The organism is Blastococcus sp. SYSU DS0619, assembly GCF_054051035.1.
Map to the genome: position 1 here is coordinate 1 of NZ_JBJHAM010000012.1, position 19522 is coordinate 19522.

Here is a 19522-nt window from a genome sequence, read left to right on the forward strand (position 1 = left end):
CCCCCCCCCCCCCCCCCCCCCCCCCCCCCCCCCCCCCCCCCCCCCCCCCCACCCCCCCCCCCCCCCCCCCCCCCCCCCCCCCCCCCCCCCCCCCCCAGGACCCGGAACGATCAGGTCACCTGATCATCATGGGGCGGGCAGGGACGCCACCCCGCGCGGCAGGAACCGGGAGCCGGTGACCTCCTCGGAGACCCCGGTGCGGTCCAGGTAGGCGGAGATGCCGCCCAGCCAGAACGGCCAGCCGGCGCCGAGGATCATGGCCAGGTCGATGTCCTGGACCGCCTGCACGACGCCCTCGTCCAGCATCAGCCGGATCTCCTGCGCCAGCGCCTCGACCGCGCGGTCGTGCACCTGCTGCTCGGTCAGCGGCTCCGCGCCGGTGAAGGCGTCCGCGAGCTCGGGGTCGACCACGCCCGGCTCGACGAACACGCTGGTCTTCCCCAGCTCGACGATGCGCCGGAGGCCCTCGCCGACGGCGAACCGGTCGGGGAACGCCTCGTGCATGCGCTCGGCCACGTGCAGGGCGACCGCAGGGCCGACGAGCGAGAGCAGCTCGAACGGCGTCATCGGCAGGCCCAGCGGGTCCAGCGCCTTCTCCGCGACGGCCACCGGGGTGCCCTGCTCGACGGCGGCGGTCACCTCACCCAGGAAGCGGGTGAGCAGCCGGTTGACGACGAACGCCGGGGCGTCGGCCACCAGCACGCACGACTTCTTCAGCGACTTGCCGACGGCGAAGGCGGTGGCCAGCGTGGCGTCGTCGGTCTGCTCGGCGCGCACGACCTCCAGCAGGGGGAGGACGGCGACCGGGTTGAAGAAGTGCAGGCCGACGACCCGCTCCGGGTGCTCGAGCTTCGAGGCCATCTCGGTCACCGACAGCGCCGAGGTGTTGGTCGCCAGCACGCACGTCTCGGACACCACCGCCTCGACTTCACGGAACACCTGCTGCTTGACCGACATCTCCTCGAACACGGCCTCGATGACGAGGTCGGCGTCGGCGAAGACGTCCTTGGACAGCGAGCCGGTGACCAGGCCCTTGAGCTGGTTGAGCTTGTCGGCGGTCAGCCGGCCGCGCTGCGCGAGCTTGTCCAGCTCGCCGTGCACGTAGGCCACGCCCTTGTCCACGCGCGCCTGGTCGATGTCGGTGAGGACCACCGGCACCTTCAGCTGGCGGACGAACAGCATCGCCAGCTGGCTGGCCATGAGCCCGGCGCCCACGACGCCGACCTTGGTGACCGTGCGGGCCAGCGACTTGTCCGGCGCGCCGGCCGGCCGCTTCGCCCGCTTGTTGACCAGGTCGAACGAGTAGAGCGAGGCCCGCAGCGGGTCGCTCATCAGCAGCTCGGTGAGGGCGTCGTCCTCGGCGGCGGTGCCGGCGGTGAACGCCTCGCCGTCGACACCGTTGCGCGCCAGGTCGAGCAGGTCCACCGAGCGGACGGCGCCGGGGGAGGCGTTCCGGGTGCGGGCGGCGACGACGCCGCGGGCCCGGGCGATCGCGTCGTCCCACGCCGCGCGGTCCACCTCGGGACGGGAGACCGGCACCGACCCGCCGAGCACGCCGACCGCCCACTCCAGCGAGCGCTCCAGGAAGTCGGCCGGCTCGAACAGCGCGTCGGCGATGCCGAGCGTCGCGGCCTTCGGCGCGGGCGTCATCTTGTTCTGCGCCAGGGCGTTCTCGACGACGACGGTGACCGCGGCGTCGATGCCGATCAGGTTCGGCAGCAGCTGCGTGCCGCCCCAGCCGGGAACCAGCCCGAGGAAGGCCTCGGGGAAGCCGACCGCGGCGCCGGCGCTGATCGTCCGGTAGTGGCAGTGCAGCGCCAGCTCCAGGCCGCCGCCCAGCGCGACGCCGTTGACGAACGCGAAGGTCGGGACGGTCGAGTCCTTGAGCCGCCGGAACACCCGGTGGCCGGTCTCGGCGATCTCCCGCGCGGCAGCGGCGTCGGTCACCGACGGGACGCCGGAGAGGTCGGCGCCCACCGCGAAGATGAACGGCTTGCCGGTCACCCCGATCGCCACGGGGGCGGGGGAGCGGGCGGCGATCTCGTCCAGGGCGGCGTCCAGCGACGCGAGCCCACCGGGGCCGAACGTCGACGGGCGGGTGTGGTCGTGCCCGTTGTCGATCGTGATCAGGGCGAACTCGCCCGAGAGGCCCGGCAGGGTCAGGAACCGCACCTTGGCGTCGGTCACGACCTCGTTCTCGAAGACCGCGCTCACTTGGCCACCCCTTCCCAGTTCGGGTTCTCCCAGATCACGGTGGCGCCCATGCCGAGGCCCACGCACATGGCGGTGAGGCCGTACCGGACGTCGGGTCGCTCGGCGAACTGCCGCGACAGCTGGGTCATCAGGCGGACGCCGGAGGAGGCCAGCGGGTGGCCGACGGCGATGGCGCCGCCCCACGGGTTGACGCGCTCGTCGTCGTCGGCGATGCCGAAGTGGTCGAGGAAGGCCAGGACCTGGATCGCGAAGGCCTCGTTCAGCTCGAACAGGCCGATGTCGGTGATGGACAGGCCGGTGCGGGCGAGCGCCTTCTCGGTGGAGGGCACCGGGCCGATGCCCATGACCTCCGGCTCCACGCCGGCGAAGCCGTAGCCGACCAGCCGCATGCCGACGTCCAGCCCGAGCTCCTCGGCGACGTCCTCGGCGGCGAGGAGGCAGCCGGTGGCCCCGTCGTTGAGCCCGGCTGCGTTGCCGGCGGTCACGTGGCCGTGCGGGCGGAACGGCGTCTTCAGCGTCCCCAGCCCCTCGAGGGTGGTCTGGGGGCGCGGCGGCTCGTCGACGGTGGCGACGCCCCAGCCGTGCTCGGCCGAGCGGGTGGCCACGGTGACCAGCTCCGGGCCGATCTGCCCGTTCGCGACGGCCTTGGCGTACTTCTGCTGGCTGGCCAGCGCGAAGGCGTCGGCGCGCTCCTTGGTCAGGTGCGGGAAGCGGTCGTGCAGGTTCTCGGCGGTGGAGCCCATGACCAGCGCGGAGGGGTCGACCAGCTTCTCGCTGACGATCCGCGGGTTGGGGTCGACGCCCTCGCCCATGGGGTGGTGGCCCATGTGCTCGACGCCGCCGGCGATCGCGACGTCGTAGGCGCCGAAGGCGATGCCGGACGCGGTGGTGGTCACCGCGGTCATCGCGCCGGCGCACATCCGGTCGATCGAGTACCCGGGGACGGTCTTCGGCAGCCCGGCCAGCAGCGCGGCGGTGCGGCCCAGCGTCAGGCCCTGGTCACCGATCTGGGTGGTGGCGGCGATGGCCACCTCGTCCACCCGGTCGGCGGGCAGCGCCGGGTTGCGGCGCAGCAGCTCGCGGATGCAGCGCACGACGAGGTCGTCGGCGCGCGTCTCGGCGTAGATGCCCTTCGGGCCGGCCTTGCCGAAGGGAGTGCGTACGCCGTCGACGAAGACGACCTCACGCAGCGAGCGGGACATGAGACCTCCGCAGAGTTCGGACCCGGACCCGGAAGGGGCCGGCAGGCATGAAGTTACCCGCCGGTAACCTCCTCGCCAAGCGCGCCACGGCACCCCATCGGGGGGTCCGTCGGTCACGGTCCGGCAACGGCATGGGCCTGTGCTTGCAGTCACAAGGGTCGTACGCGCAAGATGACCCGCCGGAATTTCTCTGTAACCCCAACGAAATAGAGGTCCCCCTCATGGCGCGACGGCGCACGGTGACGACGGCGATCGCGGCGGCTCTGGTCTTCGGCCTGGCCGCCTGTGGTGGCGGCGACGACGACAGCGGCAGCAACGGCGGCAGCAGCAGCGGTGGCGGTGAGGCTGCGGGCAAGATCGGCGTGATCCTCCCCGACACCGCGTCCTCGGCCCGCTGGGAGTCGGCCGACCGTCCGCTCCTCGAGGCGGCCTTCGAGGAGGCCGGTGTCGAGTACGAGATCGACAACGCGCAGGGCGACGCCCAGCGGATGGCGACCATCGCCGAGCAGATGATCACCGGTGGCGTGACCGTCCTGGCGATCACGAACCTCGACTCGGCGTCCGGCGCGGCGATCCAGCGCCAGGCCGAGCAGCAGGGCGTGCAGACCATCGACTACGACCGGCTGACCCTGGGCGGCGAGAGCGACTACTACGTCTCGTTCGACAACACCGAGGTCGGGCGCCTGCAGGGCGAGGGCCTGGCCCAGTGCCTCGGCGACGAGCCGGCGAACATCGCCTACCTGAACGGCTCGCCCGACGACAACAACGCCACGCTGTTCTCCTCGGGTGCCCACGAGGTCCTCGACCCGATGGACCAGTACACGGTCGTCGCCGAGCAGGCCGTCCCCGAGTGGGACAACCAGCAGGCCGCCACCATCTTCGAGCAGATGTACACCCAGGCCGGCGGTGACATCCAGGGCGTCGTGGCCGCCAACGACGGCCTGGCCAACGCGGTCGTGTCGATCCTCGGTCGCAACAACGCCGCGGGTCAGGTGCCCGTCACCGGCCAGGACGCGACCGTCGAGGGCCTGCAGAACATCCTCGCCGGCAACCAGTGCATGACGGTCTACAAGCCGATCGAGGAGGAGGCCAGCGCGCTGGCCGAGCTGGCCGTGGCGCTGGTCAACGGCGAGGAGCCCGAGGTCGACGGCTCGGTCGAGGACCCCGAGGGTGGCCGCGAGGTCCCGTCGGTGCTCCTGGAGCCGGTCTCGATCTTCCGGGACAACGTCTCGCAGGTCATCGAGGACGGCTACCAGTCCGCCGCCGACGTCTGCACCGGTGAGTTCGCCGCAGCCTGCACCGAGCTCGGCATCTCCTAGAGGCATCCGGCCGGGGCACCCGTTCGCGGGTGCCCCGGCCGCGTGCTCCCCGCCCTGCGGGTCCCGGGTCCACCGGGGCCCGCAGGGCGTCACACTGTCGCACCACGGTCCGCCCCGGGCCGATCCCATGCAGGAAGGACGCAGCGGTGTCCGCACCCGTAGAGAGCACGACCACCCCGACCCTGGAGCGACCCACGCTGAGCCTGCGGGGGGTCCAGAAGAGCTTCGGGGCCGTCCAGGTCCTGCACGACGTCCACCTGGACGTCTACCCCGGCAAGGTCACCGCGCTGGTCGGTGACAACGGCGCCGGCAAGAGCACGCTGATCAAGGCCATCGCCGGAATCCACCCGATCGACTCCGGCACCGTGGAGTTCGAGGGCGAGCCGGTGCAGCTGACCGGGCCCCGCGACGCCGCCCGGCTGGGCATCGAGGTCGTCTACCAGGACCTCGCGCTCGCCGACAACCTCGACGTCGTCCAGAACATGTTCCTGGGCCGTGAGCGCAAGCGCGGCATCGTCCTGGACGAGGCCTCGATGGAGGAGGCCGCGCGCGACACGCTGGCCAAGCTGTCGGTGCGCACGCTGAAGTCGGTCCGCCAGCTGGTGTCCAGCCTGTCCGGTGGCCAGCGGCAGACCGTCGCGATCGCCAAGGCGGTTCTCTGGGAGTCCAAGCTGGTCATCCTGGACGAGCCGACCGCGGCCCTGGGCGTCGCCCAGACCCGCCAGGTGCTCGACCTGGTCCGCCGGCTGGCCGACACCGGTCACGCCGTCGTCTTCATCACCCACAACATGGTCGACGTCTTCGAGGTGGCCGACCGCGTGGCCGCCCTGTACCTGGGCCGGATCGCCGCCGACGTCCCCATCTCCGAGGTCGACCGCACCCAGGTCATCGAGCTGATCACCTCCGGCCGTTCCGGTGAGCTCGGGCTCTCGCCGGACGCGCTCGAGGACTGAGAGGACTGCCATGTCGAGCAACACCCTGACCGCCGCCGAGGCGAGCGGGCCGCACAAGCCGGCCGCCGGCTTCGAGGGCGACCGCCAGGACAACACCGTCGGCGGCGCCGTCCGCGGCTACCTGAACAAGCTGCGGGCCGGTGACCTGGGCGCGCTGCCCGCCGTCCTGGGCATCGTCGTCCTGGGCATCCTCTTCACGGTGCTCCGGCCGGGGACGTTCCTGACGCCGCTGAACCTCTCCAACCTGCTGGTGCAGTCGACGCCGATCATCGTGCTCGCGATGGGCCTGGTCTTCGTCCTGCTGCTGGGCGAGATCGACCTGTCCGCGGGTGTGGTGAGCGGCGTCTGCTCGGCGGTGCTCGCCCAGCTGCTGGTGCAGGCCGGCGTCGCCTGGCCGATCGCCGTGCTGGCCGCGATCGCCACCGGTGCCGTGATCGGCGTGTTCACCGGCAGCCTCGTCGGGATGGTCGGCATCCCGTCGTTCGTCGTCACGCTGGCCCTGTTCCTCGGTTTCCAGGGCGTCACGCTGTGGATCATCGGGCAGGGCGGCACCGTGCCGGTGCGCGAGCCGGTCATCCGCGCCCTGACCAACGAGAACGTGCCGGTCACGCTGGGCTGGATCCTCGCCGCGGTCGTCGCGGTGGCCTACGCGGCGTTCGAGCTGTGGCGCTGGCGCTCGCAGAAGGCCCGCGGCCTGGCGCACCAGCCCCTCGTGCTGGTGCTCGCCCGCATCGCGCTCATCGCCGTGGTGGTGTTCGGCGTGACCGCCATCCTCAGCGTCGACCGGGCGCTGGCCGCCGCGATCGACCTCGCCGGCATCCCGTACGCGGTGCCGCTGGTCGTCATCCTGCTGCTGGTGCTCACCTTCGTGCTCTCGCGCACCACGTTCGGGCGGCACATCTACGCCGTCGGCGGCAACGCCGAGGCCGCGCGTCGGGCGGGCATCAACGTCACCCGGATCCGGGTGCTGGCGTTCGTGATCTCGTCCAGCCTGGCGGCGGTCAGCGGCATCCTGGCCACCTCGCGGCTGAGCTCGGTCACGCCGGACGCCGGTGCGGGCAACACGCTGCTCTACGCGGTCGGCGCCGCGGTCATCGGTGGCACCAGCCTCTTCGGCGGCCGGGGCAAGGCCCGGGACGCCGTCCTGGGTGGTCTGGTGATCGCGATCATCGCCAACGGGCTGGGCCTGCTGGGCGTGGCGGCCTACCTGAACTTCGTGATCACCGGTGGCGTGCTGCTGCTGGCGGCCAGCGTGGACGCGCTGGCCCGGCGCCGGGCGGCCACGGCCCGACGATGACCCCTGCCGCCCGCCGTGCTCAGCGCCGGCGGGCGGCAGGTGACCACGCCGACGCCGGCGTCCTCCGCTCCGTGCGGAGGGCGCCGGCGTTCGTCGTCCGTGGGCACCCGCGAGGCCGGCACGGGCCCGTGCGTCTCGTCACCGACGCCGGCTCCGGGGGTGCAACTCGCGCCAGGGGAGTCCGGCAGGCCCCTCGGAGCAGGAGGAACACCCCCCGGAGCGCCGTGTGGGCGCCTGAGGGTCAGGCGCGGGAGATCGCGTCGGTCAGCACGTCGAGGGTCAGCTCGACCTGCCACGCCCGCGCGCCCCCCGAGCGCAACGCCTCGGCGACCGACGCGGGCTCACGGGGCTCCGGCGGGCTCCACACGAGCCGCCGCACCAGGTCGGGGGAGAGGATGTTCTCCACCGGCACCGCGTGCTTCTCCGAGAGCTCGGCGAGCCCGGCCCGGGCGGCCTGCAGACGGGTGGCGGCGGCGGGGTCACGGTCGGCCCAGCGGTTCACCGGCGGCGGTCCGTCACCTGGCTTGCTGTGCAGCGGCAGCTCGTTCTCGGGCAGCGCCTTGCCCCGGGCCAGCGCGGTGAACCAGTGCGCGACCAGGCGCCGGTTGGCCCGGCCCCGGAAGACCGGAAGCTCCAGCAGCGCGCCCTCGTTCTTCGGGTCGGCCTGCACGGCGGCGACCATGGCGGAGTCGGGCAGCACCCGGCCGGGGGCGACGTCACGGCGCCGGGCCAGCTCGTCACGGGCCTCCCAGATGGCCTGCAGCATGCCCAGCTGGCGGCGGCTGCGCAGCCCGTGCACGCCCGACGTCCGCCGCCACGGGTCCTGCTTCGGGGCCGGCGGGCCGGCGGCGAGGATCGCCTCGAACTCCTGGCGGGCCCATTCGGTCTTGCCCTGCTCCTCGAGGATCGCGGCCAGGGCGTCGCGCAGGTCGACGAGCACCTCGACGTCGAGCGCCGCGTAGACCAGCCACTCCTCGGGCAGCGGGCGGGTGCTCCAGTCGGCGGCCGAGTGGCCCTTCTGCAGCGAGAAGCCCAGCAGCGACTCGACGACGGCGCCCAGGCCCACGCGCGGCAGCCCGGCCAGCCGGGCGGCCAGCTCGGTGTCGAACACGCGGGCCGGCGCGAGGCCGATCTCGGCGAGGCAGGGCAGGTCCTGGTTGGCGGCGTGCAGCACCCACTCGGCGTCGGCGATGGCCTCCTGGACCACCGACAGGTCCGGCAGCGGGATCGGGTCGAGCAGACCGGTGCCGGAGCCGTTGCGGCGCAGCTGCACCAGGTACGCGCGCTGCCCGTAGCGGTAGCCGGACGCACGCTCGGCGTCGACGGCGACCGGCCCGGTGCCGCCGCGCAGCGCCTCGGCGTACTCGACCAGCTGGGTCGAGGTCTCGATGACCGGCGGGAGCCCGTCGCGAGGGGCGAGGAGCGGGGTGGGCTCGGGAGCCGCGGCCGCTGCCACGTCCCCCGGCGCCTCGGGAGTGGGCTCGGTGCTCAGTTGCCGTCCACCTTCTTGCCGGTCCTCGTCTGGCGGTCCACCGGCGCCCGGCCGGGGTCCGCTGCGGCCGGCCGCGGGATCCAGGAGGAGGAGCACCGGCGCAACGAGCTCCGGGCCCGCTGTGCCGCACCGATGTTAGAGAGTCTCGCTACCGACCCGGTCGGAGGGACCCAGGAGGCGCACGCCCGGCGGCGGCAGACCGGCCGCGTTGCCCAGCACCTCGAGCCAGGCCAGCAGGTGGCGGCCGAGGTCGGTGCCCTCGGCGGTCCAGGAGGCGCGCATCTCGACGTCCACCGAGTGCTCGGGCCCGGCCAGCTCGCCGAACCGCGTGGAGGCGGTGCGGGTGACCGTGCCGCCGACCGTGTGGTGCGCCGCCCCGCAGTCGCCGAGCGCGTCGGTGAGCCAGCTCCACGCCACCTCGGAGAACATGGCGTCGTCGACCAGTTCCTCGTCGGTCTCCGCCGAGAGGTAGCCGACGCACCGCAGGGTGCCGTGCCAGGCCTCGTGCCCCTCGGGGTCGAACAGCACGATGAACCGGGCGCTGGCGATCTCGACGTCGTTCTCGTCGTCCGGGTCCGGTACCCGCGCGCCGATCGCGTGCGCGAACGGGGCCAGCCGCTGCGGGGCGGGGATGGAGCCGAGCTCGATCTCCGGGCGGGCGCGCACGCCGGCCAGGGACTCGAGGGCGGCGCGGAACACGGCAGGGACGGCGTCGGCGTCCCTGCTCTCGTTCCCGGCGCCGGCCAGGTTGCGTGGCTCCACGCCCGCAGCGTAGGCCGGTGACCGGGGCTGGCGTGCCGACGCGCCGCACACCGGCGGGACGCGCCGGGCCGGTCGTCGCCGGGCGTCTGGGAGGATCGACGCTCGTGAGTCCCGCTCCCGTGTCGGCGTCCCCGGCCGATTCCGATCTCGTCCGCGCCGCACGAGGCCTCCCGGTCGGTCGCACCCCGGTCTGGTTCATGCGCCAGGCCGGGCGTTCGCTCCCGGAATACCGGGCCCTGCGCGCCGGTACGGCGATGCTGGCGGCCTGCCAGGACCCCGACCTGGTCACCGAGATCACCCTGCAGCCGGTCCGCCGGCACCAGGTCGACGCGGCCATCCTGTTCTCCGACATCGTGCTGCCGCTGGTGGTGGCCGGCGTGGACATCGAGATCAAGCCCGGCATCGGCCCGGTCGTCGCGAACCCGGTCCGCACGGTCGCCGACGTGGACGCCCTGCCCGACCTGGCGCCCGAGCAGCTCGGCTTCCTGGAGACGGCGGTGCGCTCGCTGGTCGCCGAACTGGGCCCGACACCGCTCATCGGGTTCGCCGGCGCGCCGTTCACCCTGGCCACCTACCTGATCGAGGGCGGCCCCTCCAAGGAGCACGCCCGCACCAAGGCCTTCATGTACGCCGAGCCGGAGGCGTGGTCGCGGCTGCTGCAGCGGCTGTCCCTGTCGGCGGCGACGTTCCTGCGCGCCCAGGTCGACGCCGGCGCCTCCGCGGTGCAGCTGTTCGACTCGTGGGCCGGCGTGCTGTCGGCCGCCGACTACGCCGAGCGGGTGCTGCCGCACTCGCGGGCGGTCTTCGACGGGCTGGGGGAGCGGGACGTGCCGCGCATCCACTTCGGCGTGGGGACCGGCGAGCTGCTGCCGCTCATCGGCGACGCCGGCGCCGACGTCGTGGGCGTGGACTGGCGGCTGCCCCTGGACGAGGCCGCCCGCCGGGTGGGCCCCGGGCGCTCGCTGCAGGGCAACCTCGATCCGGCGGTCCTGCTCGCCGACCGCGACACCGTCGAGCGGGAGGTCCGCCGGGTCGTCCGCCAGGCGGAGGCCGCGCGCGGGCACATCTTCAACCTCGGCCACGGCGTGCTGCCCGACACCGACCCCGACGTGCTCACCCGCGTCGCCGCGCTGGTGCACGAGCTCACCGCGAAGTGAGCCAGTCCCGCCGGCTGGTGGTCGTCGGGGCCGGTATCACCGGCCTGGCCGCCGCCTTCGAGTGGCGCCGCCGCCGGCCCGACGACGAGATCGTCGTCCTGGAGGCCGGTGACCGGATCGGCGGGAAGCTGGACCGCGTCCAGCTCGCCGGCACCTGGTACGACACCGGCCCCGAGGCGCTGCTCGCCCGGGTTCCCGAAGCGGTGGCCCTGGTGGAGGCGCTCGGGTGGGGGGACCGGCTCGTCGCGCCGGCGACCACGCAGGCCTCCGTCGTGCTGCCCGACGGGCGGTACCCGCTGCCGGCCGGCACGGTTCTCGGCGTCCCCACCTCGGCCGACGGTCTGGACGGCGTCCTGACCCCGGCCGGTGTCGCCCGGGTCCGGGCGGAGGCCGAGCTGCCGCCGCTCGCGCTGCCCGACGGCGACGTCGCGGTCGGCGGTCTGCTCCGCGAGCGGCTCGGCGACGAGGTCGTCGACCGGCTGGTCGAACCGCTCCTCGGCGGCGTGTACGCGGGCCGGGCCGACGAGCTCTCGCTCGCCGCCACCATGCCGGCGCTGGCCGCCCGGGTCCGGGGTGCCCGGTCGGTGCTCGAGGCGGCCGCGGCCGCGCGCGACGCCGGGTCCCGCAGCCGCTTCGACGCCGACGGGCCGGTGTTCGTGACCGTCGACGTGGGGATCGGCGCGCTGCCGGCCGCGCTGGTCGAGGCGGCGGGCGCCCGGGTGCGGCTCCGCACGCCCGCGCACGGCCTGCGCCGGACCGCCGGGGGCTTCGAGATCTCGGTGGGGGCGGTGGCCGCCCCGGAGGTGCTGACCGCCGACGCGGTGATCGTCACCGCCCCGGCGCCCAAGGCCGCGCGGCTGCTCGGCGAGGCCGTCCCCGGCGCCGTCGCACCGCTGTCGGGCATCCCGTACGCGTCCATGGCGGTCGTCGCGATGGCGTTCCCGGCGCAGGACGTCCCGGCGGGCTCCGGCCTGCTGGTGCCGCCGGTGACCGGCCGGCTGGTCAAGGGCGTCACCGTCTCCTCGGCGAAGTGGCCGCACCTGGCCGGCGGGGAGGCGCTGCTCGTGCGTTCGTCGGTGGGGCGCTTCCGCGACGAGTCGCAGCTGCAGCGGCCCGATGACGAGCTGGCCGCCGACGTGGTCGCCGACGTCGCCGAGCTGCTGGGGCTGTCGCGCCCGGAACCGCTGGACACCCGCGTGGTGCGCTGGGGCGGTGGCCTGCCGCAGTACCTGGTGGGCCACCCCGGCCGGGTGGCGGCGGTCCGCGCGGCGGTGGGCGAGGTGCCCGGCCTGGCCGTGGCCGGCGCCGCCTACGAGGGGGTCGGCGTCCCCGCCTGCATCCGCGACGCGTACCGCGCGGTCGACGCCCTCGCCTGATCCGGCGCCGGCTCGGGTTGCCGGGAGCGGCCGGGATGCGCAGGGTCGGGACATGACCGGGTCCTTCGCACGTGGGCTGGCCGCCGGCGCGGCCGGCACCGTCGCGCTCAACACCGTCAGCTACCTCGACATGGTCCTGCGCGGCCGTCCGGCCAGCCGGGTGCCCGAGCGGCTGGTCGACGCCATGGCTGCGCAGGTGGGCCGGGACGTCCCCGGCACGCGGGCCGAACGCGACGCGCGACGGAGCGCGCTCGGTGCGCTGGCCGGCATCGCGAACGGCCTGGGCGTCGGCGTGCTGGCCAGCACGGTCCGCTCGCTGGGTGTCCGCTTCCCGGCGCCGGTGGGCGCGGTGCTGGCGGGCGCGGCCTCGGCGGCGGCGACCGACGGCGCGGTGGCGGCGCTGGGCATCGGGGATCCGCGGACCTGGTCGGCTGCGGACTGGGCGACCGACGCCGTGCCCCACCTCGCCTACGGCGCGGCCGTGCAGGGCGTGCTGGAGGCGGTGCCGACGCCCGCCGAGCGGACCACCCCCCGGGGCCCGGCCCGCGCCGGGCTCGTCGTCCGGTCGGCCGTCCTGGGGGTGGCTGCCGGCGGGCGCAGCTCCCTGGGCTTCGCCGGGCCGGTCCTCACCGCGCCGACGACGGCCGGGGCGCCGGGGCGGGTGTCCCGGAAGCACCAGGTGTTCAGCGCCCTGGGCGTCGTCGTCGAGCTGGTCGCCGACAAGCAGCCGGGGACGCCGCCGCGGACGGAGGGCGCCGTCCTGGTGCCACGGCTGCTGGCGGCAGCCGAAGGCGGCGGGCGGCTGGCCGTGCGGGAGCGCAGCAACGGCGCGCTCCCCGTGGTCGCGGGGTTCGCCGGGGCGCTGGCCGGCTCCTACGGGGGGCTGGGCTGGCGGCGCTGGGCTGCCGGGCGCATGCCCGACATCCGGGCCGCGCTGATCGAGGACGCCGTCGCGCTCGCGCTGGCCGCCCTCGCCTGCCTGCCGGGTCGCGACCGGGCGGGTGCGCCGGCCGGGCCGCCGCACCGCTGACCGGCCCGGGCTCCCCGTCCTCCGCCGCCCCGAGACGGGCGACACGGTCGGACCGGGGCATGGCCGGCCGGGTACCGCCGTTGCAGACGGTGTGACATCGGTGCACCACTCGACACGGAACCTCCCCGTCCACCCCCCGCCGTCCCGCTGCCTGCGCCACCACGTGTGGATGGCCGCCTGCGGCGACTGCCGCGCCGCGCACGGCGGCCGGCGGCGCGATCGCGAGGCGACGGCAAGCTGACAGAAAGGGCACGTCCGTGGCCGTCCCCGACCACGCCGAGGGCGCGATCGTGATCCCGCGCACCCGGCCGGAACCCGCCGCTCCCGCGGCGGGTCCCGGGAGGACAATGGCGGCATGAGCGAGCAGCAGGTCGAGGAACGCAGCATCGGCAAGCGCGCGAACGAGCTGAACTCCAGCATCCGCTACACGATGTGGTCGGTGTTCAAGCTGGCCCGGCCCTTCGGCGACGAGCAGCGCACCGCCGCGGCCGACGAGGCCGCCGCGCTGGTCGAGGAGCTGGCCGGCAAGGACGTCGTCGTCCGGGGGACCTACGACGTGAGCGGCCTGCGGGCCGACGCCGATCTCATGGTCTGGTGGCACTCCCCGTCGGCCGAGGCGCTGCAGGAGGCCTACACCCGCCTCCGCCGCACCGCGCTGGGCCGGCGGCTGGAGCCGGTGTGGTCGCAGATGGCGCTGCACCGGCCCGCGGAGTTCAACCGCAGCCACATCCCCGCGTTCCTGGCCGACGAGGAGCCGCGCCGGTTCGTCTGCGTCTACCCGTTCGTGCGGTCCTACGAGTGGTACCTGCTGCCCGACGACGAGCGGCGGGACATGCTCAAGGAGCACGGCATGCAGGCCCGGCCCTACCCCGACGTGCGGGCCAACACGGTCGCCTCGTTCGGGCTGGGCGACTACGAGTGGATGCTCGCCTTCGAGGCGGACGAGCTGCACCGCATCGTCGACCTGATGCGCGACCTGCGGGCCAGCCGGGCCCGGCGGCACGTGCGCGAGGAGGTGCCGTTCTACACCGGTACCCGCAAGCCGGTCGCGGAGCTGGTCCACGACCTGCCGTAGGGACGCCTCTGGGGTGTTCCTCGCGCTGCCGGGGTCCCGCAGGACACCCGGAGCACGAGGAACACCCCCAGAGCAGCGGGCTACTCGGCCGGGCTGAGCCGGATGCTGACGCTGTTGATGCAGTAGCGGTCGCCGGTTGGCGTCTGCGGGGCGTCGTCGAAGAGGTGGCCCAGGTGGCTGTGGCAGGTGCCGCACAGCACCTCGGTGCGGATCATGCCGAAGCTGCGGTCCTCGCGGAGGATCACGTTGTCCTCGGCGGCGGCCTCGTAGAACGACGGCCAGCCGCAGTGCGAGTCGAACTTGGTCTCCGAGCGGAACAGCTCGGCGCCGCAGGCACGGCACTCGTAGACGCCGACGGTCTTCGTGTCGACGTACTCGCCGGTCCACGCCCGCTCGGTCCCGGCCTGGCGGAGCACCGCGTACTCCTCCGGGGACAGCTGCGCCCGCCACTCCTCGTCGGTCTTGCTGACCTGGGGCTTCTGGGGAGAGGTCGTCATGCCACGGCCAACGAGCCGGAGCCGGCGGCGATTCCCGCCGCAGCGTCGCTCGGCGGAGCCGGGGCGCCGCCGTGCACGCGGGTACGGGGAGACTGGGGGCGTGACCTCCGCCCACCAGCCGCCCGACGGCCTCCTGCCCGACACCTGGTTCGCCCGCGACCTGCCCGTGCTGCGGGCGATCGCGCGGCTGGTCGACGAGCCGAAGCACGGCGGCGCCCCCTACCTGCTCGGCTCCGTGGTGCCCGGGAGCGGGCTGCCCAAGGCGGAGGTCATCGCCGCGGCGAAGGCGCTGGCGTCCGCCGGGTACATCGAGCCGCTGACCAACCACGCGGGGGACATCGTGCGCATCACGGCGATCTCGGCGGAGGCCCGGCGCCTGACCGGCCTCTGGCCGACCCCGCAGGGGGAGTGGGAACGGCTGCTGGAACAGCTGGCGGCGCGAGCCGAGAGAGCGCCCACCGACGTCGAGCGGCAGCGCTGGCGGGCCTTTGCCGACGCAGCGGCCTCGGTCGGCGAGCACGACGGGGCGCTGCTCATGTCGGCGCTGATCGGCGGGTACGTGCCCCGCGCCCGCTGACCGGCCGCACCGCAGGCGTCGTCAACGACAGCGCCTGAACGACAGCGCCTGAACGACAGCGCCCCCGCCCGGAGAACCGGGCGGGGGCGCTGTGCTGATCAGGCGATCAGAGCGGGGTGACGTTCGCAGCCTGCGGGCCCTTCTGGCCCTGCTCGATGTCGAACGCGATCCGCTGGCCTTCATCGAGCGAGCGGTACCCGCTGGACTGGATGGCCGAGTAGTGGACGAAGACGTCCGGTCCGCCGCCGTCGGGGGTGGCGAAGCCGAACCCCTTCTCCGCGTTGAACCACTTGACAGTTCCTTCGGGCATTGCTCGCTCCTAGCTGAGGTGCTGCATCGGGGTCCTGCCATAGCGCAGGGCCTTCCCGACGGCACAACCCTAGCCAAAGATCGCCAGAAGGGAACACAGGAGCAGCAGAACTGTGACCTGGGACTCTCCGGCAGAGCGCTCGGGCGCTCACAGCAGACGACCGGGCTCCTCCGGGAACGACGGTGCGACGCGGCGTCCTCGCCGGCCCCAGCCGGGCCCGTAGGCCCCCACCGCGTAGGGGCTGCGCGCCGGCGCCGCGGGCGGCAGGGCGAGCGGCGCCGCCCGCCACGAGCGCACCCCGAGGGGTGGCTCGACGGAGAACTGCGGCGGCGCCGGGGAGCGTGGCCGGACGGATCCGGCCGGCCCCCAGCGCCGCAGGCTCAGCTGGCCGGCGAGGAGGAGGGCCAGGCCGACCGAGACGGTGAGGAACGCGTCGGTGACCGCCGTCGCCACGTCGAGGGCGGTGATCTGCGGCCAGCCGATGGTCTCGAGCGAGTGGCCGACCAGCTCGATGACGACGTACAGCACGCCGTACGCCAGCAACCAGATCCTCACCCGTTCTCCTCCACCGTGGTCGACAGCTGCATCGACCACCGCTACCCGCGGCTGGAGCACCGGCCGGTGTGCGGGCCCTCGGCCTCACCCGTCCGGGGCAGCGGTGCGACCGTCCGGGGGAGCGAGGTGCCGGCGTCGTCACGCTGCGGTCGGCGTCGCGGGCGGTCTTGCGGATTTCCTGCGCTTGTCTCCGCAGCACCCTGCGGTGCGCCACCGACGGTGGGATCGAGCCGGACGGATCCGGCGTCCCACCCAGCCAGGAGAACCTCATGCAGCCGCTCGCCGCCTCGTCCACCCCCGCCGTCTTCCTGCGCGACATCGAGGACCTGCACGACGCCGACCTGGACCAGGTGCTCGCCGACCGGCTGGCCGAGTCGGCCGACGCCCTCCGCGCCGCGGTGGTGGCGGCGGAGCTGGCCCGTCAGGTCCGGCTGCCGGCCGCGCTGCGGGCGCACGCGCTGGGCGCATCCGCCCAGCGGCTGGCCGGCTGAGCCGCCGAGCACGCCTGCGAGGCGGTCCCACTCACCCCTCCGGGTGGCCGGTGGGCCCGCCGGGGTGCGGAGAACCCGCGCGGGTGCCGATCAGCTCCCCGCGTCATCGACGGCCCGGGTGGGCGGCCGATCGGCGGGACTCCCCATCGTGCCGTGCGGTCTCCGCAGGTCGGCGCGGTGACTCCGCCGGGACGCAGCGATGCCCACACGTCTCGTTCCCGCAGTGGAGGACCGTCATGACCGACCCGAAGGGCGACCGGCCCGAGGAGAGCACCCAGGCCGATGTCACGCTCGTGGCGCGCGGGCTGACCGTGGCGGCGCGGGTGGAGATCTCGAACGAGAACGCGATCGTGGTCAGCCCGCTCGGCGAGGGCGCCGGGTGGAAGCAGGCGGTCGAGCCCGGGAACCCGGTCGCGATCTACTGGGTGGACGGGTACGAAGAGCGCACCCTCCCCGCGAGGATCACCAGCGTCGAGGTCGCCGAGGAGCCGCTCTGGCACCTCGTCGCCACCGGACCGGCCGAGCGCAGCCAGCGCCGCCGGACGGTGCGGGCGCGCGTCGAGCTCCCGGTGGTCATGCCCTGGCTCGACGGGCTGCTCGTGGGCACCACCGTCGACCTCAGCGAGGCCGGCATGCGGGCGCTCGTAGACGGCTGGGGGCTGGCGCCGGAGGCGGGGACGCCCGCGCAGGTGAGCATCACGCTCGACGACGACACGGTCCACGTCCCCGGCCACATCGTCCGGCAGCAGGTGGCCGGTCCGCGCTGGCTGCTGTCGATGCAGTTCCACGAGCTGCCCGAGCGGGAGGCGGACCTGCTCCGTCGCCGGGTCTTCCGGGCGCTGCGCGAGGAGCGCGCGCTGGCCGACTAGGGCGGGCTCACTGCTCGCCGGCGTCGTGCTTCCGACCGCCACGGATCGAGGCGCACGCCATGACTGCATCCGGGCGCCCGGCAGGACCGGACCGGATGGCGGGTGCGTCTCCTCGGGAGGACGCGGCCCGGGTGTCCCGAGCCGGACAGGAGAAGTTCCACCAGAGGCCGACAGAGGTCTGCGAGCGCGTCGCCCGGTCGCGCAACCGTGCTCGGCCATGGGATTCACTCGCCGAACACTGACCCTGATCGTCGCCACCGCAGCCGCCCTCACGGCTCCTACCATCAGCCCGGCCGCTGCCGGGCCTCCCACATCCGCCGTCGAGCCCCTCGAGCGGGCTCACGCCCACAACGACTACGAGCACGACCGTCCACTGGCGGATGCGCTCGAGCACGGCTTCACCAGCGTGGAGGCCGATGTGTGGCTGGTGGACGGCGAGCTGCGGGTCGCACACGACCTCGAGGACACCCAGCCCGGGGTGACCCTGCAGTCGCTGTACCTGGACCCGTTGCGCGACCGCTACCGGGCGAACCGTGGCTCGATCCACCACCGCTGGGACGGGTCGCTGCAGCTGCTCATCGACATCAAGAGCGACGGCCCGGCCACGTACGCCGCCATCGACCGGGCGCTGCGCGCATATGCGCCACTGATGACCCGCTGGAGCAACGGGCGGATGAAGGAGGGGGCGGTGACCGCGGTGATCAGCGGTAACCGCCCCTTGGCGGACATGGCTGCGCAACGGATCAGGTTTGCCGGCTACGACGGCCGGCTGGCCGACCTGCACTCCGGCCTCCCGGCGGAGCTCATGCCGCTGGTCAGCGACAACTGGACGAATCACTTCACCTGGGCCGGCGTCGGCCCGATGCCGGAGGCGGAACGGCAGAAGCTGCACTCCATCGTGGCCACCGCGCACTCCCAGGGATACCGGGTCCGGTTCTGGGCGACCCCGGACACGGCCGGCACTGCGCGTGACGCCGTGTGGCGCGAGCTGATCGCCGCGGACGTCGACCACATCAACACCGACGACCTGGCCGGCCTCCAGGCGTTCCTGCTCGCCCACGACTCCCAGGAGCAGCAGGCCGCCGCCTGACCGACCCGGGCCTGCCTGGGGCGCCTCCCAGGCAGGCCCGCCGGCGGCACGGCGGCCGCATCCTCGCCCGCCCGCAGACGGCCTCGGGAGGACGACCTCAGGTCGTGGCGGCGGCTCGGCACATGCGCGGGTCATCCAGGGAATCGGCGCTGTGCTGCTGCCACGCTGACGACCCGATCACTGGTCTCCGCCGGTGGACCGCCTGGCGCGGCTGGGCTGCACCCGCATCGGCTCGCCCGGCATCTTGGGGTAGTCGGGCGGATAGGGCAGGTCCCCGAGGCCGTCGTCGGCCGCCTGCCGCTCGGCGAGCTCGAGCAGCGGCTCGATGCCGAAGGCGTGCTCGGCGAGGCCGGCGTGCCTGTCGCCGACCTTCGCGAACCGGGCCGGCATGGTCAGGACGTCGAAGTCGGTCGGGTGGACGTCGGGCAGCTCGTCCCAGTCCACCGGCGCGGAGACCGGGGCGTGCGGCTTCGGCCGGATCGAGTACGCCGAGGCGATCGTGCGGTCCCGGGCCATCTGGTTGTAGTCGACGAAGATCTTCTCACCGCGCTCCTCCTTCCACCACGACATGGTCACGCGGTCGGGCAGCCGGCGTTCCAGCTCGCGGCCGAACGCGATCACCGCCCGGCGCACCTCGGGGAAGGTCCAGCGCGGCTGGATCGGCACGTAGATGTGCACGCCGCGGCCGCCGGAGGTCTTCGGCCAGCCCTCCATGCCGAACTCGTGCAGCAGCTCGCGCACGTGCGGAGCCACCCACACGGCGTCGGAGAAGTCGGTGCCCGGCTGCGGGTCGAGGTCGATGCGGATCTGGTCGGGCTGCTCGACGTCGGCCCGGGTGACCGGCCACGGGTGGAAGGTGAGCGTGCCCAGGTTGGCCGCCCAGGCGACCACGGCCACCGAGTCGGGGGCGATCTCGTCCGCCGTCCGTCCGCTGGGGAACGTGATGTGCGCGGTGGGGATCCACCCGGGGGCGTTCTTCGGCACCCGCTTCTGGTAGAACGCGTCGCCGGTGTTGTCCGTCCGCGTGGAGATGCGGGCGCCCTCGAACACCCCGCCCGGCCAGCGCTCCAGCGTCGTCGGCCGGTCCCTCAGGGCGAAGAGGATCCCCTCGCCGACGGCCACGAAGTACTCGACGACGTCGATCTTGCGGATGCCCCGGTCGGGGAAGTACGGCTTCTCCGGGTTGGAGACCCGCACCTCGTGCCCGTCGACGTCCAGGACGACGGCGTCCTTGCTGCTGGCCATTGAGCTGCTCC

The 19522-nt window shown here is 74.1% G+C and carries 19 protein-coding genes; 11 read left to right on the forward strand and 8 right to left on the reverse strand.

Going from position 1 to position 19522, the window contains the following annotated elements; translation table 11 throughout:
* Nucleotides 1-126 precede the first annotated feature (126 nt).
* Together ACI79T_RS13885 and ACI79T_RS13890 are read right to left on the reverse strand one after the other, a co-directional pair.
* Complete coding sequence (locus ACI79T_RS13885) at nucleotides 127-2214, reverse strand: 3-hydroxyacyl-CoA dehydrogenase NAD-binding domain-containing protein (RefSeq protein ID WP_456610658.1); 2088 nt, start codon at nucleotides 2212-2214, stop codon at nucleotides 127-129.
* A complete protein-coding gene (locus ACI79T_RS13890) occupies nucleotides 2211-3416 on the reverse strand; it encodes a thiolase family protein (RefSeq protein ID WP_456610659.1) in 1206 nt (401 codons plus the stop codon). The genes ACI79T_RS13885 and ACI79T_RS13890 overlap by 4 nt, the downstream gene beginning before the upstream one ends.
* A gap of 221 nt (nucleotides 3417-3637) precedes the next feature.
* On the opposite strand from ACI79T_RS13890, the gene ACI79T_RS13895 reads away from it, so the two are divergent.
* From ACI79T_RS13895 to ACI79T_RS13905, 3 genes are all read left to right on the forward strand, one after another.
* On the forward strand, nucleotides 3638-4735 hold the full coding sequence (locus ACI79T_RS13895; RefSeq protein WP_456610660.1) for a sugar ABC transporter substrate-binding protein: 1098 nt from the start codon (nucleotides 3638-3640) through the stop codon (nucleotides 4733-4735).
* 146 nt (nucleotides 4736-4881) lie between these two features.
* On the forward strand, nucleotides 4882-5688 hold the full coding sequence (locus ACI79T_RS13900) for an ATP-binding cassette domain-containing protein (protein WP_456610661.1): 807 nt from the start codon (nucleotides 4882-4884) through the stop codon (nucleotides 5686-5688).
* A 10-nt stretch (nucleotides 5689-5698) separates the two neighbouring features.
* Nucleotides 5699-6985, forward strand: coding sequence for a sugar ABC transporter permease (locus ACI79T_RS13905; RefSeq protein WP_456610662.1), 1287 nt, complete (start codon nucleotides 5699-5701; stop codon nucleotides 6983-6985).
* 241 nt (nucleotides 6986-7226) lie between these two features.
* On the opposite strand, the gene ACI79T_RS13910 is transcribed toward ACI79T_RS13905, so the two are convergent.
* Together ACI79T_RS13910 and ACI79T_RS13915 are read right to left on the reverse strand one after the other, a co-directional pair.
* Entirely contained in the window at nucleotides 7227-8441 is a 1215-nt protein-coding gene (locus ACI79T_RS13910) for an HRDC domain-containing protein (protein WP_456610663.1), read from the reverse strand.
* Nucleotides 8442-8612: 171 nt separating this feature from the next.
* Entirely contained in the window at nucleotides 8613-9239 is a 627-nt protein-coding gene (locus tag ACI79T_RS13915) for a DUF3000 domain-containing protein (RefSeq protein ID WP_456610664.1), read from the reverse strand.
* A gap of 104 nt (nucleotides 9240-9343) precedes the next feature.
* Here ACI79T_RS13915 and hemE point away from each other — a divergent pair, with 104 nt between their 5' ends.
* From hemE to hemQ, 4 genes are all read left to right on the forward strand, one after another.
* Entirely contained in the window at nucleotides 9344-10396 is a 1053-nt protein-coding gene (hemE, locus tag ACI79T_RS13920) for a uroporphyrinogen decarboxylase (protein WP_456610665.1), read from the forward strand.
* On the forward strand, nucleotides 10393-11772 hold the full coding sequence (hemG, locus tag ACI79T_RS13925) for a protoporphyrinogen oxidase (RefSeq protein WP_456610666.1): 1380 nt from the start codon (nucleotides 10393-10395) through the stop codon (nucleotides 11770-11772). The genes hemE and hemG overlap by 4 nt, the downstream gene beginning before the upstream one ends.
* 52 nt (nucleotides 11773-11824) lie before the next feature.
* Complete coding sequence (locus ACI79T_RS13930; RefSeq protein WP_456610667.1) at nucleotides 11825-12802, forward strand: hypothetical protein; 978 nt, start codon at nucleotides 11825-11827, stop codon at nucleotides 12800-12802.
* 355 nt (nucleotides 12803-13157) lie between these two features.
* A complete protein-coding gene (gene hemQ / locus ACI79T_RS13935; protein WP_456610668.1) occupies nucleotides 13158-13877 on the forward strand; it encodes a hydrogen peroxide-dependent heme synthase in 720 nt (239 codons plus the stop codon).
* Nucleotides 13878-13957: 80 nt separating this feature from the next.
* On the opposite strand, the gene msrB is transcribed toward hemQ, so the two are convergent.
* Nucleotides 13958-14374: a peptide-methionine (R)-S-oxide reductase MsrB gene (gene msrB, locus ACI79T_RS13940; protein ID WP_456610669.1), complete on the reverse strand. Its 417-nt coding sequence runs from the start codon at nucleotides 14372-14374 to the stop codon at nucleotides 13958-13960.
* 100 nt (nucleotides 14375-14474) lie between these two features.
* Here msrB and ACI79T_RS13945 point away from each other — a divergent pair, with 100 nt between their 5' ends.
* Nucleotides 14475-14951 (forward strand): hypothetical protein, encoded by a 477-nt coding sequence (locus tag ACI79T_RS13945; RefSeq protein WP_456610670.1) that lies wholly within the window; start codon nucleotides 14475-14477, stop codon nucleotides 14949-14951.
* Between the two features lie 106 nt (nucleotides 14952-15057).
* Here ACI79T_RS13945 and ACI79T_RS13950 read toward each other — a convergent pair whose 3' ends face one another.
* Together ACI79T_RS13950 and ACI79T_RS13955 are read right to left on the reverse strand one after the other, a co-directional pair.
* On the reverse strand, nucleotides 15058-15261 hold the full coding sequence (locus tag ACI79T_RS13950; RefSeq protein ID WP_014377016.1) for a cold-shock protein: 204 nt from the start codon (nucleotides 15259-15261) through the stop codon (nucleotides 15058-15060).
* A 147-nt stretch (nucleotides 15262-15408) separates the two neighbouring features.
* Nucleotides 15409-15816 (reverse strand): hypothetical protein, encoded by a 408-nt coding sequence (locus ACI79T_RS13955; RefSeq protein ID WP_456610671.1) that lies wholly within the window; start codon nucleotides 15814-15816, stop codon nucleotides 15409-15411.
* A gap of 269 nt (nucleotides 15817-16085) precedes the next feature.
* On the opposite strand from ACI79T_RS13955, the gene ACI79T_RS13960 reads away from it, so the two are divergent.
* The 3 genes from ACI79T_RS13960 (at nucleotide 16086) to ACI79T_RS13970 (ending at nucleotide 18266) form a co-directional block, all read left to right on the forward strand.
* Complete coding sequence (locus tag ACI79T_RS13960; protein WP_456610672.1) at nucleotides 16086-16307, forward strand: hypothetical protein; 222 nt, start codon at nucleotides 16086-16088, stop codon at nucleotides 16305-16307.
* Nucleotides 16308-16543: 236 nt separating this feature from the next.
* Nucleotides 16544-17176: a PilZ domain-containing protein gene (locus tag ACI79T_RS13965; RefSeq protein ID WP_456610673.1), complete on the forward strand. Its 633-nt coding sequence runs from the start codon at nucleotides 16544-16546 to the stop codon at nucleotides 17174-17176.
* 217 nt (nucleotides 17177-17393) lie between these two features.
* The gene (locus tag ACI79T_RS13970) at nucleotides 17394-18266 is read left to right on the forward strand and encodes a phosphatidylinositol-specific phospholipase C/glycerophosphodiester phosphodiesterase family protein (protein WP_456610674.1); all 873 of its coding nucleotides are present in this window, start codon (nucleotides 17394-17396) and stop codon (nucleotides 18264-18266) included.
* A 177-nt stretch (nucleotides 18267-18443) separates the two neighbouring features.
* On the opposite strand, the gene ACI79T_RS13975 is transcribed toward ACI79T_RS13970, so the two are convergent.
* Nucleotides 18444-19511, reverse strand: coding sequence for a DNA polymerase domain-containing protein (locus tag ACI79T_RS13975; protein WP_456610675.1), 1068 nt, complete (start codon nucleotides 19509-19511; stop codon nucleotides 18444-18446).
* Nucleotides 19512-19522 lie beyond the last annotated feature (11 nt).

What these genes read in the sequence shown, in the direction of transcription:
- ACI79T_RS13890 (WP_456610659.1), bottom strand. Translation starts at nt 3,416, where the DNA reads ATGTCCCGCTCGCTGCGTGAGGTCGTCTTCGTCGACGGCGTACGCACT.
- ACI79T_RS13895 (WP_456610660.1), top strand. Translation starts at nt 3,638, where the DNA reads ATGGCGCGACGGCGCACGGTGACGACGGCGATCGCGGCGGCTCTGGTC.
- ACI79T_RS13905 (WP_456610662.1), top strand. Translation starts at nt 5,699, where the DNA reads ATGTCGAGCAACACCCTGACCGCCGCCGAGGCGAGCGGGCCGCACAAG.
- ACI79T_RS13930 (WP_456610667.1), top strand. Translation starts at nt 11,825, where the DNA reads ATGACCGGGTCCTTCGCACGTGGGCTGGCCGCCGGCGCGGCCGGCACC.
- hemQ (WP_456610668.1), top strand. Translation starts at nt 13,158, where the DNA reads ATGAGCGAGCAGCAGGTCGAGGAACGCAGCATCGGCAAGCGCGCGAAC.
- msrB (WP_456610669.1), bottom strand. Translation starts at nt 14,374, where the DNA reads ATGACGACCTCTCCCCAGAAGCCCCAGGTCAGCAAGACCGACGAGGAG.
- ACI79T_RS13950 (WP_014377016.1), bottom strand. Translation starts at nt 15,261, where the DNA reads ATGCCCGAAGGAACTGTCAAGTGGTTCAACGCGGAGAAGGGGTTCGGC.
- ACI79T_RS13960 (WP_456610672.1), top strand. Translation starts at nt 16,086, where the DNA reads ATGCAGCCGCTCGCCGCCTCGTCCACCCCCGCCGTCTTCCTGCGCGAC.
- ACI79T_RS13965 (WP_456610673.1), top strand. Translation starts at nt 16,544, where the DNA reads ATGACCGACCCGAAGGGCGACCGGCCCGAGGAGAGCACCCAGGCCGAT.
- ACI79T_RS13970 (WP_456610674.1), top strand. Translation starts at nt 17,394, where the DNA reads ATGGGATTCACTCGCCGAACACTGACCCTGATCGTCGCCACCGCAGCC.
- ACI79T_RS13975 (WP_456610675.1), bottom strand. Translation starts at nt 19,511, where the DNA reads ATGGCCAGCAGCAAGGACGCCGTCGTCCTGGACGTCGACGGGCACGAG.